Annotated in this window: 15 protein-coding genes, 4 tRNA genes and 1 pseudogene; 10 read left to right on the top strand and 10 right to left on the bottom strand. The window is 65.3% G+C overall.

The window, feature by feature from the left end; translation table 11 throughout:
• Window positions 1–92: 92 nt before the first annotated feature.
• The 5 genes from AWC14_RS12050 to AWC14_RS12070 all read right to left on the bottom strand — a co-directional run bounded on the left by AWC14_RS12050 (window position 93) and on the right by AWC14_RS12070 (window position 3,120).
• Window positions 93–2,060 carry an ATP-dependent nuclease gene (locus tag AWC14_RS12050; RefSeq protein WP_081968224.1) on the bottom strand — a complete coding sequence of 656 codons (1,968 nt, stop codon included), beginning with the start codon at window positions 2,058–2,060 and terminating at the stop codon, window positions 93–95.
• 55 nt (window positions 2,061–2,115) lie between these two features.
• On the bottom strand, window positions 2,116–2,637 hold the full coding sequence (locus AWC14_RS12055; protein ID WP_142281675.1) for a hypothetical protein: 522 nt from the start codon (window positions 2,635–2,637) through the stop codon (window positions 2,116–2,118).
• Window positions 2,638–2,853: 216 nt separating this feature from the next.
• A tRNA-Val gene (locus tag AWC14_RS12060) sits at window positions 2,854–2,928 on the bottom strand.
• Window positions 2,929–2,944: 16 nt separating this feature from the next.
• Window positions 2,945–3,018, bottom strand: a tRNA-Cys gene (locus AWC14_RS12065).
• A gap of 29 nt (window positions 3,019–3,047) precedes the next feature.
• Window positions 3,048–3,120, bottom strand: a tRNA-Gly gene (locus tag AWC14_RS12070).
• Between the two features lie 169 nt (window positions 3,121–3,289).
• On the opposite strand from AWC14_RS12070, the gene AWC14_RS12075 reads away from it, so the two are divergent.
• From AWC14_RS12075 to AWC14_RS12085, 4 genes are all read left to right on the top strand, one after another.
• A tRNA-Val gene (locus tag AWC14_RS12075) sits at window positions 3,290–3,361 on the top strand.
• A gap of 108 nt (window positions 3,362–3,469) precedes the next feature.
• A complete protein-coding gene (locus AWC14_RS28695) occupies window positions 3,470–3,634 on the top strand; it encodes a hypothetical protein (RefSeq protein WP_156419152.1) in 165 nt (54 codons plus the stop codon).
• Between the two features lie 76 nt (window positions 3,635–3,710).
• Entirely contained in the window at window positions 3,711–4,670 is a 960-nt protein-coding gene (locus tag AWC14_RS29605; protein WP_069601510.1) for a WXG100 family type VII secretion target, read from the top strand.
• A 22-nt stretch (window positions 4,671–4,692) separates the two neighbouring features.
• Window positions 4,693–5,076, top strand: coding sequence for a hypothetical protein (locus tag AWC14_RS12085; RefSeq protein WP_052425636.1), 384 nt, complete (start codon window positions 4,693–4,695; stop codon window positions 5,074–5,076).
• 221 nt (window positions 5,077–5,297) lie between these two features.
• On the opposite strand, the gene AWC14_RS28700 is transcribed toward AWC14_RS12085, so the two are convergent.
• Together AWC14_RS28700 and AWC14_RS12095 are read right to left on the bottom strand one after the other, a co-directional pair.
• Window positions 5,298–7,076, bottom strand: a complete 1,779-nt coding sequence (locus tag AWC14_RS28700; RefSeq protein WP_052425635.1) for a DUF7159 family protein — start codon at window positions 7,074–7,076, stop codon at window positions 5,298–5,300.
• A 134-nt stretch (window positions 7,077–7,210) separates the two neighbouring features.
• Entirely contained in the window at window positions 7,211–8,323 is a 1,113-nt protein-coding gene (locus tag AWC14_RS12095) for an enolase C-terminal domain-like protein (protein ID WP_045381911.1), read from the bottom strand.
• Between the two features lie 44 nt (window positions 8,324–8,367).
• Between AWC14_RS12095 and AWC14_RS12100 the strand changes: the two genes are divergently transcribed.
• Entirely contained in the window at window positions 8,368–10,137 is a 1,770-nt protein-coding gene (locus tag AWC14_RS12100) for a glycoside hydrolase family 15 protein (RefSeq protein ID WP_045381909.1), read from the top strand.
• A gap of 10 nt (window positions 10,138–10,147) precedes the next feature.
• Here AWC14_RS12100 and AWC14_RS12105 read toward each other — a convergent pair whose 3' ends face one another.
• Entirely contained in the window at window positions 10,148–12,100 is a 1,953-nt protein-coding gene (locus AWC14_RS12105) for a SpoIIE family protein phosphatase (protein ID WP_045381907.1), read from the bottom strand.
• Window positions 12,101–12,211: 111 nt separating this feature from the next.
• On the opposite strand from AWC14_RS12105, the gene AWC14_RS12110 reads away from it, so the two are divergent.
• Genes AWC14_RS12110 through AWC14_RS12120 form a run of 3 tightly spaced genes read left to right on the top strand, consistent with a single transcriptional unit; the run spans window position 12,212 to window position 14,498 of the window.
• Window positions 12,212–12,697, top strand: coding sequence for a hypothetical protein (locus AWC14_RS12110; RefSeq protein WP_045381905.1), 486 nt, complete (start codon window positions 12,212–12,214; stop codon window positions 12,695–12,697).
• Window positions 12,694–14,184, top strand: a complete 1,491-nt coding sequence (locus AWC14_RS12115) for a molybdopterin-dependent oxidoreductase (RefSeq protein ID WP_045382044.1) — start codon at window positions 12,694–12,696, stop codon at window positions 14,182–14,184. The genes AWC14_RS12110 and AWC14_RS12115 overlap by 4 nt, the downstream gene beginning before the upstream one ends.
• Window positions 14,181–14,498, top strand: a complete 318-nt coding sequence (locus tag AWC14_RS12120) for a hypothetical protein (RefSeq protein ID WP_045381902.1) — start codon at window positions 14,181–14,183, stop codon at window positions 14,496–14,498. The genes AWC14_RS12115 and AWC14_RS12120 overlap by 4 nt, the downstream gene beginning before the upstream one ends.
• Here the strand turns inward: AWC14_RS12120 and AWC14_RS12125 are convergent.
• Window positions 14,434–14,802, bottom strand: coding sequence for a hypothetical protein (locus AWC14_RS12125; protein WP_045381899.1), 369 nt, complete (start codon window positions 14,800–14,802; stop codon window positions 14,434–14,436). The genes AWC14_RS12120 and AWC14_RS12125 overlap by 65 nt on opposite strands.
• A gap of 7 nt (window positions 14,803–14,809) precedes the next feature.
• Complete coding sequence (locus AWC14_RS12130; protein ID WP_045381896.1) at window positions 14,810–15,847, bottom strand: YncE family protein; 1,038 nt, start codon at window positions 15,845–15,847, stop codon at window positions 14,810–14,812.
• Window positions 15,848–15,974: 127 nt separating this feature from the next.
• Between AWC14_RS12130 and AWC14_RS12135 the strand changes: the two genes are divergently transcribed.
• Entirely contained in the window at window positions 15,975–16,418 is a 444-nt protein-coding gene (locus AWC14_RS12135) for a hemerythrin domain-containing protein (protein ID WP_045381893.1), read from the top strand.
• Window positions 16,419–16,437: 19 nt separating this feature from the next.
• Window positions 16,438–17,095: pseudogene (locus AWC14_RS12140) on the top strand (UdgX family uracil-DNA binding protein).
• Window positions 17,096–17,159 lie beyond the last annotated feature (64 nt).

Genomic DNA, 17,159 nt, shown 5'->3' on the forward strand with positions numbered 1-17,159 from the left:
GAGGGCCAGGCATGGTTAAGCAGCAAGATTTCGGTGTAAACGCCTTTTGTCTCTGGATCTACAACCACGCCTGACAACGCCCGCTACGCGCATTACTGGTTCCCAGATGCCGTATCGACAAGGCGACGCCGAAGCTCTTCAAACGGCTCCGGGCGAACAGATTCATCGAGCCGAGCACGAGTGAAGAGAGCTTGTATCAGGTCTGCGGATGTTCGGAATCTCCCTATTTTTTGGGTGAGCCTGGCGATAACCGGCTTCGGGTCTACAAGGGTCTTCCAGTCCTGTGGCCATCTCGCGGTAAGCCTTTCGCGCTCTTCAGCAAGAACCGTCGTGACCAAGTCCGCACGCCGCGTATTGACCGCGGCATAGCGTCTTAGGTACTCCTCGGTTCGAGCAAATCGGTCCCCTGACGATGTATCGGGTACTTCTGGGGGTGGCACGCGCCTCTTCAGCTCGGAGTTCACCAGGTCTTCAAGAACGTCTCCCTGAAGTGGAGTCGCCGCTTCCTCAAGCCAACTGTCAATCTCTGCCAGAGTTACAGTCTCGCCAATGCCTTCTAAAGTGGCCCGGATTAATGGTGCGTCCAGCAGCATCGATTCGATTGCACGCCGTGGCCAGATGTGCATATTCGGGTAATCAGCAATTAGCTGCGAGCGTTCCGCGTCTGTCATAAGGTCCCTATCGCGCAGACAAAGCCACGGCAGCACTGAAGGGACCGATATCAAGGTCGACATGGAAGCCATAACCTTTTGAGCGTCGCCGGCAACGACCACATGAGCCTTCCCGATTTCCACGGGAAAGAGTAGCCGTAGCCATTGGGAGTCGGTATCTCCTTCCACGATGAGGAGCATATCGCTCTGAAATAGGTCAGCAGGGGTGATACCGAGGTCGGCAACCAGATCCACTTTCGCCGGATCGTCTTGAAGTTTCTGAACTTGGTTAGTGTCAATGTCCGATGGGGCATTGAGCTGAATGAGTCCACTGACTGGTGACGCCGCGATCAAATTGACTGAATGACTAACTACGAGTATCTGTGAGCGGTCAGCAAGATTGGCCATTGACTCGAACAACGCCGCTTGGAGCGTCGGGTGTAGATGCTGTTCAGGTTCATCGATGCATAGGACTCCGCCAGAGGCTGAAAGCCTGCGGACGAAGAACATCATTGCCAGCATCTCTTGCTCTCCACTGCTTAGCTCGGGCAGACCATGACGTTGTCCAGTTGGAAGCTCAATATGTATGTTGCTCCCGCGCGCCGGATCGTATTCAGGCAGCGAGAGCTGCTTGCCCGTCGCTGAATCAAAAGCGGATTTCAAAATGTTGTAGTCGTTTGGTATTGATAATCCCTGCCGAGCAGCAATGAACGACTGGTAGTCAAGTGTCACAAGATAACTCGAGACGCTGGGTAACGACATTGGCGCGCGTTGGTTGATGAATTGGTCCATCATCTGGTTGCGTTCTTGTTGCATCCTATCCAAATTTAACATCGTGAGGTCAACGTTCGGATTAGGAGTATTTGGCACTAGTCTGCTGGCCGGCAGAAAGTCGACAATACTAAAAGGATTATCACGTTGGAAGATGGCAGTCCTCAGCGTCCGCGAGACTAAACTTTCATTACCCCCTCCGGCTCCCGTGCGCTCCCAGTGCATACGGTAAGTAATCGGTTCATTCTGCGACAGTGGAGGGCCATTCTGCTGATGCCATTGGTGAACCACCAACCACTCGTCGTCCGTGAGGGTCATATCGAGTTCTATGGTCAACTGGTTTGACCATGGGCCCACCCTTTCGTGCATTTGGTACCGACCGGTCCAAGCACCGACGATTGCCTCTAAAATCAGCGACTTTCCCGCGCCATTCCGCCCGCTAATTGTGACTACCGGTTGCTTTTCTAGTTCATTGAGTTCGGCTCGCGCAATACCTTTGTAATTCAAAATCAAGATGCGGGAAAAACGCACATTCACCCCTTCGCGACGATTACGGGTCGATGTCCCCCTCGTTAAGCGAGAGTCCATCTGCATCATTGCAACTATGGCCGGTGTTTGCGCATGAATGCAGATCTGCATGTCATTGGTTTCACCTCAGCGACGCCAACTGTGCTCAGGTCAGCCGTGTCGGGCCTTATTCGCCGGGCTCGTACAGACGCCAATCGCCCACCGTGGGCGGCTCTTCAGCGTGGATGGGCAGCACGGTGAGCGCCTCCAGGTTTGCCGTCGCTACGACGAATTCTTGACCGGTACGCGTATCGGTGATGATCGTGAAAACGCCGTCAGACTCGGTGACAACGCGGACGGTCGAGTTGCCGACGAGGTCGAGGCACCAGCGCGGCAAGGCGGCCAGTCGCTTTAGGTGTGCTTCCACCTCGGCCACCGACGAGCACGACGGCACATCGTCAGCGTCAGCGCGTTGCTTCTCGTCGAAGCGCCACACCCGGAAAGTCGTCTCTGGCGGGTTATTGGTGCCGCCTTCGATGCCGAAAGTGCGCACCACGTTGTAGCCGAGCACTATGGACTTGGTCTGAAGGTCGTTGGCCTGTTGCTTCGCGGCGATGAAAGCATCCCGCATCGCGAAAATCTGGTCTCTGGTCGGAACCTGCCACGCCTCTACCAACGCAAGCCTCCTGCTCAGCGCACCTGCCGGCACAAGGCTACGCCCAGCTCAGCGCGCAAACCTGAAATGTCGTTCACCAATGCGATGCCGAGCGAGAAAGGGAAATTGGGTCGGCCGGAAGACGATTTCGACCGACATGGGGTTGTAGAGGCTGCCGCGACCGGTCGTTCTGCAGTGCGGGGAGTTCACGAGGAGTTCACGATCCAGGTTTCGTGGCCGTAAAAATAGCTTGTGACGTGCTTCAATAAGTGGTGCGCGGTACTGGGATTGAACCAGCGACCTCTTCCGTGTCAGGGAAGCGCTCTCCCGCTGAGCTAACCGCGCCCGGGTCAAAAAGAAATGGAGGTGGAGACGGGAATCGAACCCGTGTGCACGGCTTTGCAGGCCGTTGCCTCACCACTCGGCCACTCCACCGCTGGGGTTGATGCCACTTGCACCTTCCGAGCGGATGACGGGATTCGAACCCGCGACCCTCACCTTGGCAAGGTGATGCGCTACCAACTGCGCTACATCCGCGAGCCACGGACGAGATCGTCGCCCGTCGCGAAGCACGACGATAGTCCACCTAAGCGGGCGGCACAAATTTCTCGGTACGGCCCGGCGCGCCTTACCGCACGCAGGAGCAGCGCGTTCTCGGAAAACGCCGCCGCGTGCTAATCTTCGACCTCGTTCGCCTTTCGGCACCGGTCCTGTAGCTCAGCGGGAGAGCGTCCGCCTCACACGCGGAAGGTCGCTGGTTCGATCCCAGTCGGGACCACCCACATCGGCGCTCGTTGGGGTGTATCTTCGTCGGATTCCCTGCGCTCGTGCCAGATCGTCGCAGCAAACGTCCGACCGACGCTTGCGCGGACGAACATCTGCGGCCATGACCGCCGACGACATTGTGCGAGAACTGCGCGACTGCGCGGACCTGCTGGAGACGGTCACGAAACAGCCGGCGACCACGGCGCACAGCGAACCGCTCGGGGCCCACGACGCGCACCGGATCGTCACCGCACTGCAGATTGCGGCCGATCTGATCGAGCGATAGCAGCCCATCGCCCCGGCGTCTCGCCGGCCCCGCCGGCGTGCTGATACGGCGGCCCGGTCGTCGGTAGACTCCCCGCATGGCAGCGCAGCTGACCACCGATGCCGCCGCACTTGTCAGCGAGGCCGGCAATTTCCAGCGGATTGCCGACGAAATCAAGGCCGTCATTACCCGCGTCGAGCAGGCGGCCACTGCACTCGATAACCATTGGCAGGGCATCGCCGCCGACGCGGCCAAGCAGGCGCTAACGCGCTATCACGACGCGGCTACAGCGCAGGTGGGGTTGCTCAACGAAGTCAGCACCAACCTGCATACCGCGGGCGTGCAATACAGCGCGACCGACGATGAGCGGGCGGAGGCGATTGCCGCGGCGATGAGCAACGGCATGAACCGCGATGGCGAGCGGGAACATAACGGCGTTCAGCTCGTCGACTGGAAACAGGGACCAACCCAGACACCCGGCCCCGGGCATACGGGCCAAGACGTCCGCGATGCGATCAAGGATCTGCCCAAAGGCACCAAGGACAACTTCTCGGAAATCCGCAGTGAGCAGGATCTGCGTAACCTGTGGAACTGGGCTAGCGAAGGTGCATCAGAACATACCGGCAGCAGCTACCCGGGAACCGAGCGTGTGCTAGCTGACGGCACCATTATCGGGCTACGCGAAAGCGATAAATTCGGGACGACGATGGAGATCCATTCTCCGAATAACAAGGATTACGCGAAGGTCCACGTCAATACCGAAAGGGGCGGCGTGCCGAACATCCCGTCCGGTCGGGCGGGGTCGTCCGCCGGGGCGGCAGCTGGGGCGAATGCGCCAAGTGAGCCAGCGCCTGCTGGCCGTGCGCCTGCTGGGGCTGCGCCGGTCGAACCCGCGCCCCTGGAGCCGCCGGCCCCACGGCCAGCGCCAGCGATGCCCATGGGGCCGAACGATCCGAACGCTTTTCCGCATCCTGTTCAGCCGCCGCATAGCCATCATGGTCCACCCGTGCTCGGCAGAGACGACATGTCCGACCTGCCCGAATACGAGCCAGAATGATTGAGAACCAAGGATTGAGCGAATGACTACCGCACGCGACAAGGTCCGCGAGGAGTTGCTTACCGACGGCCTCGCTGATTATGTCGATCTTGGCGCCGTTGATTCCCAGGTCACCCGGCATAACCCGCAGGCGTCAGTGTCGGCGGTACAGCGTGAAACGTTGGAGACGATTCGCTCTCTGGTGAGTGATGGACTGTTCCAACTAGGGGCGCTGTCGGGGGAGCGTGGGAATTTCGTTGGCTGGGATGGGTCACTTGATGAGTTGATACAGAGGGTCTCCGACGTGTATGTAACTCAATATGACGATCCGCCTACGTGGGTTTGGGCTGTTTGGATGGAACTCACCGACAAGGGCGAGCGGGTTGCACGGGAAATTGAAGCGAGATCCAAAGATTCGCTGACGTAGTTGTGGTGCGCATAGAACGGGGTCACGGCGGCTGTAGTCTGGGCAATCCCTTGCGCTGCACCGATATTCGCGTAGCAGAATCCCGCTGCGGCGCAGCAAGGTTATAAGGTTGGGCGCTCTGGTCGTGTCGGCGCTCGGATACGGATCAAAGCATGCGGCAAGTGATTCGGGCTCGCACGAGTGTCGACATTGCCGCGGCGACATCTCGATTCTCCAAGCTCTCAGAACTTGAACGACGGCATCGTCGGCAGACTGAAGTGCGGCATCGACGGCATGGCGGGGGCCGCAGGCGCTGGCATTGAAGGCAACTGCGGCATGACCGGAGCCGGCATTGCGGGCATGGAAGGCGCTTGTGGCGCCGGCATCTGCGGTGCCTGAAAAAGGGGCAGGCGCATCGGCGGCTCGGGTGAGGGCATGCGCACCGGCGGCTCGGGAGCCACGTTCACCGGCGGCTGGGGTTCCGGCATCTGAATGGGCGGCGTCGGCAGGTGTATCGGCGGCGTCGGATCCCGCACCGGCGGCGTGGGCACGTGTATTGGTGAGCTCGGCAGCTTCCAAGGAGGTGTCGGGTCCTGTACGGGCGGCGGTTCGTGCACCGGCGGCGTCGGTACATGCACGGGCGGGCTCGGCTGCTGGACCGGTGGGGTCGGCACATGGACCGGCGGCGACGGCTGGCGAACCGGCGGGGTCGGCACATGAACCGGCGGCGTCGGCTGCCGCACGGGCGGCTGGGGAACCGGCAGGGTGATCGGAAGCTGGGGAACCGGCGCCTGAACCGGCGCGGGAGCCGGCACGTTGACGGGGGCGGGGACCGGGATCCGGATCGGCACGGGCACCGGCACAGGTGCGGGCACCGGCGCCGCAGGAGGCGGAGCCGGCGCAGGGGCAGCAAGCACAGGCGGCGCGGGCACCGCGAGCGGCCCAGGCGGCGCGACGGCATGAACCTGCGCGGGCTGCGGCACCGGCGCGGCCATGTGAGCCGCGGGCGGTTGCGGTTCCGCCACCGAAGCCGCCGGCGGCGCCGGCGCCGACTCGGTCGGCTCGATCAGCCTTTGCACCGGCGTGGGCAGCAATGCAACAGTCGGGCGAATCCCAAGTGCCAACGCGATTTCCAGCGCCAGCGCCGCGGTAACGAAGACGACGGCCAACGCGCTACCGACCAACAGCAATGGCCTGCGTCCCTCCCGGTTGGCAGCGAGGACAACAGTATCGGCCTCGTCGTCTGCGACGGCGCTGTACGCCATATCGTCCGAACCGCCATCCGAGAATGCCTCGAAATAGTAGGGGTTCACGACGCCGGTACCGGGATCCTGCGCGTAGGCCAACGCCGCCGTCGACGACGCGAACAACGGCGCGTTCGCCGACGCCAGTGCCGCACCGCGTGCCAGCGCGGTCTCCGGCTCCTCGGGCGCACTCACCGGCAGCCACGTCGTCGCCTCCAGCGCCGGCTTGATCGGCGCGACATCGACACCCGAGCCCACCAGGAACAAACCCTCCGGGCGGGTCTGCAGGCAAGCCAGGTCGGCGAGCATCGCCGCCAGCTCGCCCGCCACGTCGTCGCTGCGCAGCGGCCGGCGCTGCACGTCGGTGACCGACCCGTCGGAGGCATCGACGACGGCCAGCGTCGCCGTCTCGGGTTCGACGAACAACATCGCCGTCTGCTCGTAACCCATTGCCTGGCCTACGATTTGGGCCAGCGCCGCCGCAGCCAAAAACGCCGAGACCAGCATGACGTTCTCGATCTTGCGGGCGGCAAGCGCGTCACGCAGCGCGACCGCATCGGCGGGGTCGGTCCACGTCACTCCGGTCGACCTCAACTGGTAGCCGCCTTCGGTGGCACCTTCCCGAGTGCCCAGGATCGCCGCGATCACCTGATCCGGAGTGCTGCGGGCGGTGTCGAAATTGTCTTCCTCGACCGTGACGCCGTCGGCGTTCTCGCCCTCCACCAGCACCATGCGAATCGTCTTGGGAGCCATCGATACCCCGAGTACGATGTCCACTTCTCCTCCAACGTCTCTTGCCATCGAGCCACGGTCTGTGCGGAGGAGTGCACCGCGCGGGCCGCCACCTACATAGTTTGTCGGTCTAACAGCATTCGACGTTACAACGCCAGTATTTGAGCCAGCTGTGAATTTCAGGCCACCCGGAACTGTTCCAGGTCAGCCTGTTTGACGGTGAGGCCGTGTCCGGGCGCGCTTCGATCCGGCCGCAGCAAGCCGCCCGGCTCGGGGTCGATCGTGCCGTCGAACGCAAGCCCTTCGATGCGCACGTGATCGTGGAAGTACTCGAGATGACGCAGATGCCAGATGGCGGTGCCGACCTGCCCGCTGATCTGCGGCGCGCAATGCAACGACAAATCCATGCCGCGCGCGTCGCACAGCGCGGCGACCTTGAGCACACCGGTGATCCCCAGCGCGCGGGTGACATCGGCCTGCAGGCAGTCCACCGCGCCGGCGGCCAGCATCTGGTGGAAATACGGGAGGTGGTAGCCGTATTCGCCTGCCGCGATGTCCATTCCGGGCGGACCGTGCTCGGACAACTGGCGCAAGCCGTCGAGATCGTCAGAGCTCACCGGCTCTTCGAACCACCGCACGTCGTAGTCGGCGAAGCGCTGCGCCCACAGCAGCGCCTGCTTGCGGTTGTAGGCCCCGTTGGCGTCGACAAAGAGCTCGACGTCGTCGCCGATGGCCGAGCGGGCGGCCTGAACCCGGCCGATGTCGGCGTCCGGATCGCTGCCCACCTTCATCTTGACCCGCGGGATGCCCGCCCCGACCCAACCGCACAGCTGCTCGCGCAACGCGTCGTTGTCGTACGAGGTGAATCCGCCGCTGCCGTATATCGGGGTGGCGTCCTGCACCGCGCCCAGCGTGATGACCAATGGTTCGTCGAGCAGCCGTGCCCGCAAGTCCCACATCGCGATGTCGACCGCCGAGATAGCGCACGCAACCACGCCCGGCTTTCCGAGGTTGCGCACCGCGTGCTGCATGTCGGCCCACCGGGCCGGCGGCTGCAACGCGTCGCCGCCCTTGACGACGTCGGCCAGCTTGGAAGCCACGACGGTCGCGACGGCGGTGCCGCCGTACGTGTAGCCGGTGCCCACCTGGCCGCCGGCCCGCACGCTCACCAGCACGAAGGTGGTCGAATCCCACGCCAGCGTCCCGTCGGCTTCCGGCGCGTCGGTGGGAATGGTGTAGGCCGAGACGTCGACGGATTCGACGGGGATCGCTTCGGCGGCGCGCAACGTCATGCCGGGTGACTACCCGCAACGCAAACCGGGTATGCCCGAAGCCGATGGACGAAACCCCGCATGTGCTGCGCGAGTACGCGCTGCTCGCCGACGGCGAGCGCGGGATCGTCGTCGGGCCGCGCGGCGACTGCTGCTGGATGTGCTTGCCGCGCTGGGACAGTCCCGCGGTGTTCACCTCGCTGCTGGGCGGTGGCGGCCTGTACGCCGTCGCGCCGGACCACCCGCGCTACGTCTGGGGCGGGTACTACGAGAAGGGGTCGCTGATTTGGCGGTCGCGGTGGGTGACCACCGACGGCATCGTCGAATGCCGCGAGGCGCTGGCCTTCCCGGGCGACCCGCACACCGCGGTGGTGCTGCGACGCATCCGGGCGCTCGACAAGCCGATGCGCATGCAGATCACGCTCGACGTCCGCGCGGAATTCGGCGCCGAGCGCATGCACGGCCTCGCGCTGCACGACGGGGTGTGGACCGGGCGCTCGGGCCCGCACCGATTCCGCTGGGCGGGGGCGGCCGACGCGCAGCGCGGCGACGACGGATCGCTGGAGGCGATCGTGCACGTGGTCCCCGGCCACGACCACGACCTGGTACTGGAACTTTCCGACCGCGAGTTGTCGACGGACCCGGCGCGCCCCAACGACGCCTGGCGCAACACCGAAAGTGCTTGGACACAAGCGGTTCCGAAGGTCACCGGCACTCTGGCCGACGACGACACGACAACCGCCTACGCGGTGCTGCGCGGCATGACGAGCAGCGGCGGCGGGATGGTCGCCGCCGCGACGATGTCGCTGCCCGAGCGGGCCGAACAAGGCCGCAACTACGACTACCGCTATTGCTGGATCCGCGACCAGTGCTACGCCGGGCAGGCGGTAGCCGCCGCCGGCGCCCATCCGTTGCTCGACGAGGCCGTGCGGTTCGTCAGTGAACGCGTCCTCGCCGACGGCCCGCAGCTGAGGCCGGCCTATAGCGTCACCGGTGACCCGCCGCCCGACGAGCAGGACCTCGACCTGCCGGGCTATCCGGGTGGAGCGGTCAAGACCGGCAACTGGGTGACCAACCAGTTCCAGCTCGACCCGTTCGGCGAGGCGCTGCTGCTTCTCGCGGCGGCCGCCCGCTTGGACCGCCTCGACGGCCAGCATTGGCGGGCGGCGGAAACACTGGTCGACGCCATTGAGAAGCGGTGGCGCGAGCCCGACGCCGGTATCTGGGAAGTCGACGACCGGCGCTGGGCGCACTCCCGGCTGATCTGCGCGGCCGGACTGCGGCGCATCGGCGAAGTCGCGCCCACCCGCCTGGGCGCGGCGTGGCAGCGGCTGGCCGATCAGCTGATCACCGACGCCGACTCCGATTGCCTGCACCCGAGCGGCAGATGGCAACGCGCACCGGATGATTCGCGCATCGATGCCGCGCTTTTGACGCCGTCGATCCGTGGCGCGCTGCCGGCCAACGATCCACGCAGCATCGCCACCGTCGAGGCGGTGCGCACCGATCTTGGCCGGCACGGCTTCGTCTACCGGTTGCGCCCCGACGAACGCCCACTCGGCGAAGCCGAAGGTGCCTTCTTGCTGTGCGGATTCCTGATGGCGCTGGCCGATCATCAGCAGGGCAACGAACTGGCGGCTGTCCGGTGGTTCGAGCGCAACCGCACCGCCTGCGGCCCGCCCGGGCTGTTCACCGAGGAATTCGACGTAGAGCAGCGGCAGTTGCGCGGCAACCTGCCGCAGGCCTTTGTCCATGCGTTGCTGTTCGAGGCGGCGCATCGGCTCGCCGAGTCGGGTGGACCGGCCGTCGGCACCGGCACCGGAAAAGCCGGCTAGCCAACAGCTTTCAGTCCAGCACGGATTCGCCGGCGGCGATCGGCAACCGGACGAGCGACAAGACGTGGTGCGCCGGGCTTCCCGGCGGCGCGATCAGCACGCAGTCGGCGGTGTTGCGGCGGGCCTGGTGGTGGGCATCGGCCAGCGTGCTCACCCCGGCCGATCCGAGGTGGGTCACCGAACTCAGGTCGACAACCACCGGCTTGGTGCCGCCGCGGCTGTGCAGGGAGATCTGCTGCCCCAGCTTCGACGCGGTCAGCGAATCGACGTCGCCGACAACGACGATGCGTCCGTCGTCGTCGACCATGGTGCGGAATTCGTAGTCGATGCCGTGCTTGTCGGCGACGGGGCTCACCCGCGGGTCGGTGACGATCCGCGCCGGCCGGGTGAGCCGGTGGGTCAGCGCGGCCGTCGTGCCGTCGCTGCCACGCGTGACACGAATTTCCGAGACGAGCGCCTCGGCCACCGCCAGCCCGCGCCCGCCGCTGCGCGCCGAGTCGCCCTGTTCCTTCCATTGCCCGTGGTCGGTCACCCACGCCCGCAGGTTGCCGTGGCCGTCCAGCGCCGCCTGCACCACGATGCCGCCGGCCGTCTCGATCGGATAGGCGTGTTGGGCGGCGTTTTCGACGAACTCCGAGATCGCGTGCACGACATCCGACGTGTCCTCCGAATCGGCGCCGATGCCAGACAGCCAGTCGCGCAGCCGTGCCCGCACCGCACGGGCGGCCTCGAGGTTGGCGTCCACCGTCATCCGCAGCGGCGCCGGTGGCGTGCGCCGTTGTGCCGCAAGCAATGTCACGTCGTCGCTGTAGCCGGTGGTGCGCAGCAGCAGTTCCAACGTCTGTGAGCAGAGCCGGTCGATGGGCCGGCTCGCTTCGTCGAGCGGAAGCCCGCCGCCGCCGAGGATATTGGCGGCCAGATCGGCGAACTCGGCGGTGCTGGCCGCCAGCGGCCGGCCCGGGCGTTCGATCAGGCCGTCGCTGTAGAGCAGGACGGCGTCGCCGACGTCGAGGGTCTCGCTGCGCACCGGAAAGCCGGTCCCGCTGCCCAGCGGGCCCGCGCTGGTCGGTTCCAGATAGCGCGGTGTCGCATCGGTCGACACGACGAGAGGCGGCGGGTGTCCGGCGGTGCAGTACCGGAATGCGCCGGTGCTCAGGGTGAGTGCGCCGACGCACAGGGTGGACGATTTCGAGCCCGGCACCTGCTCGCGGAAGCGGTCGACGGCATCGAGCGCCTGGGCGATGTCGCGGCGGTCGAGCAGTTGCATCCGCAGCGCGGTGCGCAGTTGCGACATCACCGCGGCGGCTTCCACGCCGTGGCCGACGACGTCGCCGACGATGAGCACCAGCTGGTCACCGAGCGCTATCGCGTCGAACCAGTCGCCGCCGGCCGCGGTGTCTTCGGCGGCGACCAGGTACTCGGCGGCGATGTCGGCGCCGGGCAGCACCGGCACCGACGGCGCCAGCAAGGCCTGCTGCATGACGGTGGCCGAATCGCGGACATGGCGGTACCGGTCGGTCATCTCCTGGGCGCGCGCCTCGGCGGCGATCCGCTCCCGCACCCGGGCGGTGACGTCGTCGATGATGAACTGCACGCCCTCGATCGACCCGTCGGGGCGGCGGCGCGGGGTGGCGAGGAAGTCGAAGAACCGTTCCTGAATCGTGCCGGAGCCGTCGATGTCGAGGTGTAGACGCCACTCGCTCGCCGATTGCGGCTCGCCGGTTCGATACACCCGGTCGAGCATCTCGTGGATCTGTTGGCCCTCGAGCTCGGGGGCGACCTCGAGCAGCGGCTTACCGACCGCGGTGACCCGCGGAAACATGTTGCGATAGGCCTCGTTGACCGCGACGTAGCGATGGTCGGGACCCTCGAAGCCGACCAGGACGGTCGGGACGCTGTCGAACACGCGCCGAACGTCGTCGGCGTTGCCGACGGTGTTGTCCCAGTCCATTTCGGCGGGCATAGGCCGTCCCTCCTGCCGCAGCCTTCGGCTGGCCCCGCACAGCGAGGCTATCAACCCGCGTTGCAACCGGTCGCTGGTTTGCCACGACGTGGCGCGGGGTACGTAGCCGCCGTGGGTCTTGTTGTGCGCCTGTGGGAACGCAGCCGGCTGTATCAGATCCTGCGACTGGGCGGCTGGGTCGCCTTCGACCTGCCGCGTACGGTGACCGCGCTGGGCGGCCTACTGCTGCTGGGCATCGTGGCGGCACACGTCTACGTCCTGACCCGGGAGCCGGCGCTGCCGGCGTATTTCGTCGTCTACGCCGTCGCGCTGATCGTGGGCGCTCTGGTGGCCGCCGGTGCCATGTGGCTCGCTGTGAATCCCCGTGTCCCGCAGCTGGGTTGGCTTGCCGGCGACGTGGTTTCGGTGATCTTCCTTGTGCTGTATCTGGTCAGCCGGGCCGCCAGCCTGCCGGGGTTGGTGGCTTTGACCGGCCGCTGGGACGTTGCCCCCGGCTCTTTTGCGGCGGCGTTCGCACTGGGCTTCATCGCGGTGCACTTCTCGGTGCTGCTGGGCATCAACGTGGCGTACCCGCAACGGCAGAATTGGCGCGACTGATGACATTCGACTATCCGGTGTGGCTGCGGGTCGACCACTGGCTCAACGTGCTGTTCTTGACGTTGCTGTTGCGCAGCGGGATCGAGATCCTCGGCACGCACCCCAAGCTGTATTGGAACGACGACAGCAAGCCGGGCAGCGAGTGGGCGCGCTTCACCACCAAGGAAATGCCGACCGACAAGCTCTACGACACCCTGGACGAGGAGGAGCATTACAGCTCGATCGTCGCCCTGCCCGGTCACAAGAAGCTCGGCATGGGCCGGCACTGGCACTTTTTCGCCGTGATCGGATGGATTCTGGTCGGCCTGTCGTACTACATCCTGCTGTTCGCGACCGGTCAGTGGCACCGGTACTGGCCCTATTCGTGGTCGATCTTCCCCGAGGCGTGGAACGACATCGTCGCCTACATGACGTTCAACCTGCCGTCGTTGTTGCCCAGCGAGCCGCTTGACGCCATCCAAAAGTTGACGTACGCCGCCGTCATCTTCCTGCTCGCGCCCTTCCAGATCCTGACCGGCGCCGCCCAATCGCCCGCCGTCGAGGCGCGGTTCCCGTGGTACGTCCGCATGTGGGGTGGCCGGCAGTGGGCGCGCAGCCTGCATTTCTTCGGGTTGGTCGCCTTCCTCGTCTTCATCGTGATCCACCTGTCGATGGTCTTCTTCTGGGGCTGGGGTCAGCTGACCGCGGCCATGATCTTCGGCTCGGTCCGCAACGTCAACTGGGCCACGTTCTTGTCGTTTGTGATCATCGGTGCGATCGTCGCCGTGCACGTCGCGGCGACGGTGTGGAGCCTGAAACGGCCGGTGCAGGTCCACAAGATCCTGGGCGCGATCAACACCCGCGTCAAGCTGATGCTGTTGCGCCCGTTGGACTCCCGGCAGAACTATCCGGTGAGCAAGCTGTCCAGGGAACACCGCGTCAACGGCAAGCCGCCGTGCTCCGACGAGTACAAGGTGATGGCGGTACACAACTTCGTCGACTGGCGGCTGCGGGTCGGCGGCCTGGTCGAAAAACCGGTGACCCTGGACCTGGACGCGCTGCGCGCGCTGGCCGAACCGGAAACGCAACGGGTGATGCACAACTGTGTGCAGGGCTGGACCAGCATTGGCCAATGGAGCGGCATCCATCTGAGCCGGCTGCTGGCGGAGGTCAAGCCGCTGCCGCAGGCGCGCTATATCTGTTTTCTGACCATGCAGGACAACAGCCGCGACGAGCCCAGCTCCGACGGGCTGGGCCAGTTCTACGAAGTGATGGATCTGGAACTGGCGTACAAGCCGCAGACCATCCTGGCCTACGAGATGAACGGGCATCCGCTGCCGATCAAACACGGTGCGCCGCTGCGGTTGCGGGTGGAGACCCAGGTCGGGTTCAAGATGGCCAAGTGGATCAACCAGATCGAGTTCGTCGACGACCACCGCGGAATCGGCATGGGCTTGGGCGGCTGGCGCGAGGACAACATCCATTACGACAAGGATGTGGAGATATGACCGACTGGATTCGCCCCGAGTTGATTCGGCTGGAACCCGTCGAGTGCGACAAGGTGCTGGAGCACCTCAAGGCCAAGGGCGGACATTGCGAGGCTTGCGGCGCAACGGAATTCGACGTCGGCGACGCGCTGTACCTCGGATTCCTGTTCCTCGACGAAGACGACGACGCCTACATGGTGGCGCTGACGTGTCGGAATGCGGACTGCCCCAAGCCGCGGACCGGAATCAAGCTGCGGGAGAAGGACTTTTTCAGCCGCGACGCAACCGCAGCGCGCGCCGCGAGCTGGACCGTCGAGCTCCCCGATGCCGTTTAGCCTTGGCCGGCGGGGTATCGGTAAACACCGGCTGCGCCAACTCGAATCGGACGATCAGGTCAGATAGCCCGCGCAGCTCGTCGCACAGCGCTTGAAACCGGCGTTCGTCGGCCTCGTTGAGGATGCCCTGGGAGCTGTAGTGCACCAGCCGTCGCAGCCGCCCGGCCAGTGCGGCTCCCCACCGGATGGAGAAGTCGTAGGCTTCGCCCTCGGCGAGTTCCTTCTTCTGGCCCAGCTTCTTCAGCGCTTCGATCTGCTCGTTGAGTAGCTCGAAGTCGTCGTCGATGCCGATGGCTGTAGTCATGAGTACCTCACAGGTGCGGCTTGGCGACGCCCACCACGTACGGCGCGCCGCCCAAGGCGAGAAACACTCGGTGCGGACCGACGGCCATTCCGGACAGCGGCGCCGACTTCGCTTGGCCGCCTGGCAGATTCGCGCGGTAGTCGACGACGTGGATTATGTGCATGGTGTCGTTGGGGTAGCCGCCGTAGCTGTTCGCCTCCAGCGTCACCAGTTGCCGGTCGGTTGCTGCGTAGATCCTGGTGTCGTCGGTGCCGAGATAGCGCACCGGAGCCGACGGCAGTTGCGCGCGGCCGACCACTTCCAATCCTTTGCCGCCGCGGCGGGAGTCGACGGAGTAGAGCACGCTGTGCTGGTGGTCGGCGACGTACGTGCGAGTCACCTTCGTGCTGTTGCCGGCCGTCACCGTGACGTCCATAGCCAGGGCGCCGCGCTCCTCCGGCGGCGAGGAGGGTCCTTTGTAGTAGCGGATTCCCGACGGCCCGTACGCGTGGTAGTCGATTTCCCGACCGCGGTTAGAACCGTCGATCGAATCCGCGTGCTCGATCGTCGCGGCCGGCAACTTGCGGTAGCCGTACTGCTCTACCGGGGTCACCGTGGATCCGTCCGCCGACAGCGCGAGCAAGATCCGCATGCCGGCATCTTCAGTGAGATAGTCGGGAGCCGGGCCGGCGTCGAAGTGGGCGACGGTCCGCAGAGTGGCGATGTCGACCACGGCGACGCTGCCCCGCCGGGGCTGCGGCACGAAGACATGCCGATCGTCTCGCTGGCTGATCTGCAGGTTGCGTCCGGCGTCCAGTGGGCCAGAGACGGTGGTGTGGGCCGTGTCCGGATTCTCGGCGCCGCTGACCTTGGCCAGCCGGTGGTCGTCGGTGAGCCCGAGCAGGCTGTGGTTGCCGTACGACCACACCGGGTTGTGCAGCGCCGCGCCGACGGGGATCAGCGTCACCTCGGGTGCGCTCTCCGGCTGGCTCGGCGACGAACAACCCGCGACGACGGCCGCGCCCGCAGCTGTCGCGGCACACCACCGCCGCAATCCGGTGATCACGTTCGATGCAGTACCCCGGCAGCCGCGCCGCTACACCTGCTGCGTTTCGCTGGCTTAGGCGTCGGGTAGCCGTTAGTCGCGCGCACCACAGCCCGGCGCGCAAATCCAGATAACGCAGGAGGAAATCATGGCAGCGCCTGCCGCCAAGACACCGACCGATGTCGTCGAGTTCCTCGTCAGCCAACACGAGCAGATCAAGGAACTCTTCTCCGAGACGCTCAACGCCACCGGCAAGGACCGCAAGCAGCCGTTCGTCAAGCTCCGCCGACTGCTGGCCGTGCACGAAACCGCCGAAGAGGAAATCGTGCACCCGCGAGCCAAGCGCAAGCTGTCCAATGGCAGGGACGTCGTCGCGCACGCCGAGCAGGAAGAGAAGCAGGAATTCGCCAAGCTGCAGAAGGAATTGAGCAGCGATGAACGCGAGAAGATGGGCCGGGCCGCCAAGCTGGCCCAGGCGATCGCGCCGACGCGACCGCACGCCGGGGTGGAATCTCAAGTGGCCAATCTGATGGCCGGGCCGTTCGCCGCGATGCTGGACCGGGCGCGCGACGCCATCACCGGCAAGCGCTGAGTCGTGACATGACGGGTTGATGTCCATGGCTACCAGCGCGGCGCGCTACGTGCCGGAGGACCACAGCCTGGATTCGCTTGCGGCGGCAGCGAGCAACTGCCACGGCTGCTCGCTGTACAAGGATGCGTCGCAGACGGTTTTCGGGCATGGGCGGCCGGACGCGCCGATCATGCTGGTCGGTGAGCAGCCGGGGGACCGGGAGGACGTCGAGGGGCTGCCGTTCGTCGGCCCGGCCGGGCGGCTGCTGGCCCGTGCGCTCGAAAGACGCGGGCATCGATCCGGAGCTGACGTATCAAACCAACGCCGTCAAGCACTTCAAGTTCACCAGGAAGCAAGGCAAACGGCGGATCCACCAAAAGCCCAGCCGCACCGAAGTCGTCGCGTGCCAGCCGTGGCTTCTGTGCGAGATCGAGGCGGTGCAACCGGAAGTGATCGTGTGCCTGGGCGCAACCGCGGCACAGTCGCTGCTGGGCACCGCGTTCCGGGTCACCGCGCATCGCGGCGAAGTGCTTCAGCTGCCTGTCGATCTGGACATGAACCTGGAGCCGGAGCCGCGCGTCGTCGCCACCGTTCACCCATCGGCGATCGTGCGTGACCGCAGCGAGCGCCGGCAGGAGAACTACGCGTCATTCGTCGACGATCTGCGCAGCGCGCGCAGCGGAATAGCGGCTGTTTGACGCTCGTACTCGCGGGTACACGTCGACTGTGACCACCGGCGTCGTCACCGCCGCCGTGGCATCC

Origin of the sequence: Mycobacterium kyorinense (assembly GCF_002101735.1) — a bacterium.
Classification (GTDB): Bacteria; Actinomycetota; Actinomycetes; order Mycobacteriales; family Mycobacteriaceae; genus Mycobacterium; species Mycobacterium kyorinense.

Excerpts from the sequence above, each read along its gene's own strand:
- AWC14_RS12050 (WP_081968224.1), bottom strand. The coding sequence starts at position 2,060 with ATGCAGATCTGCATTCATGCGCAAACACCGGCCATAGTTGCAATGATG.
- AWC14_RS12095 (WP_045381911.1), bottom strand. The coding sequence starts at position 8,323 with ATGACGTTGCGCGCCGCCGAAGCGATCCCCGTCGAATCCGTCGACGTC.
- AWC14_RS12125 (WP_045381899.1), bottom strand. The coding sequence starts at position 14,802 with ATGACTACAGCCATCGGCATCGACGACGACTTCGAGCTACTCAACGAG.
- AWC14_RS28695 (WP_156419152.1), top strand. The coding sequence starts at position 3,470 with ATGACCGCCGACGACATTGTGCGAGAACTGCGCGACTGCGCGGACCTG.
- AWC14_RS12085 (WP_052425636.1), top strand. The coding sequence starts at position 4,693 with ATGACTACCGCACGCGACAAGGTCCGCGAGGAGTTGCTTACCGACGGC.
- AWC14_RS12120 (WP_045381902.1), top strand. The coding sequence starts at position 14,181 with ATGACCGACTGGATTCGCCCCGAGTTGATTCGGCTGGAACCCGTCGAG.
- AWC14_RS12100 (WP_045381909.1), top strand. The coding sequence starts at position 8,368 with ATGGACGAAACCCCGCATGTGCTGCGCGAGTACGCGCTGCTCGCCGAC.
- AWC14_RS12135 (WP_045381893.1), top strand. The coding sequence starts at position 15,975 with ATGGCAGCGCCTGCCGCCAAGACACCGACCGATGTCGTCGAGTTCCTC.
- AWC14_RS12105 (WP_045381907.1), bottom strand. The coding sequence starts at position 12,100 with ATGCCCGCCGAAATGGACTGGGACAACACCGTCGGCAACGCCGACGAC.
- AWC14_RS29605 (WP_069601510.1), top strand. The coding sequence starts at position 3,711 with ATGGCAGCGCAGCTGACCACCGATGCCGCCGCACTTGTCAGCGAGGCC.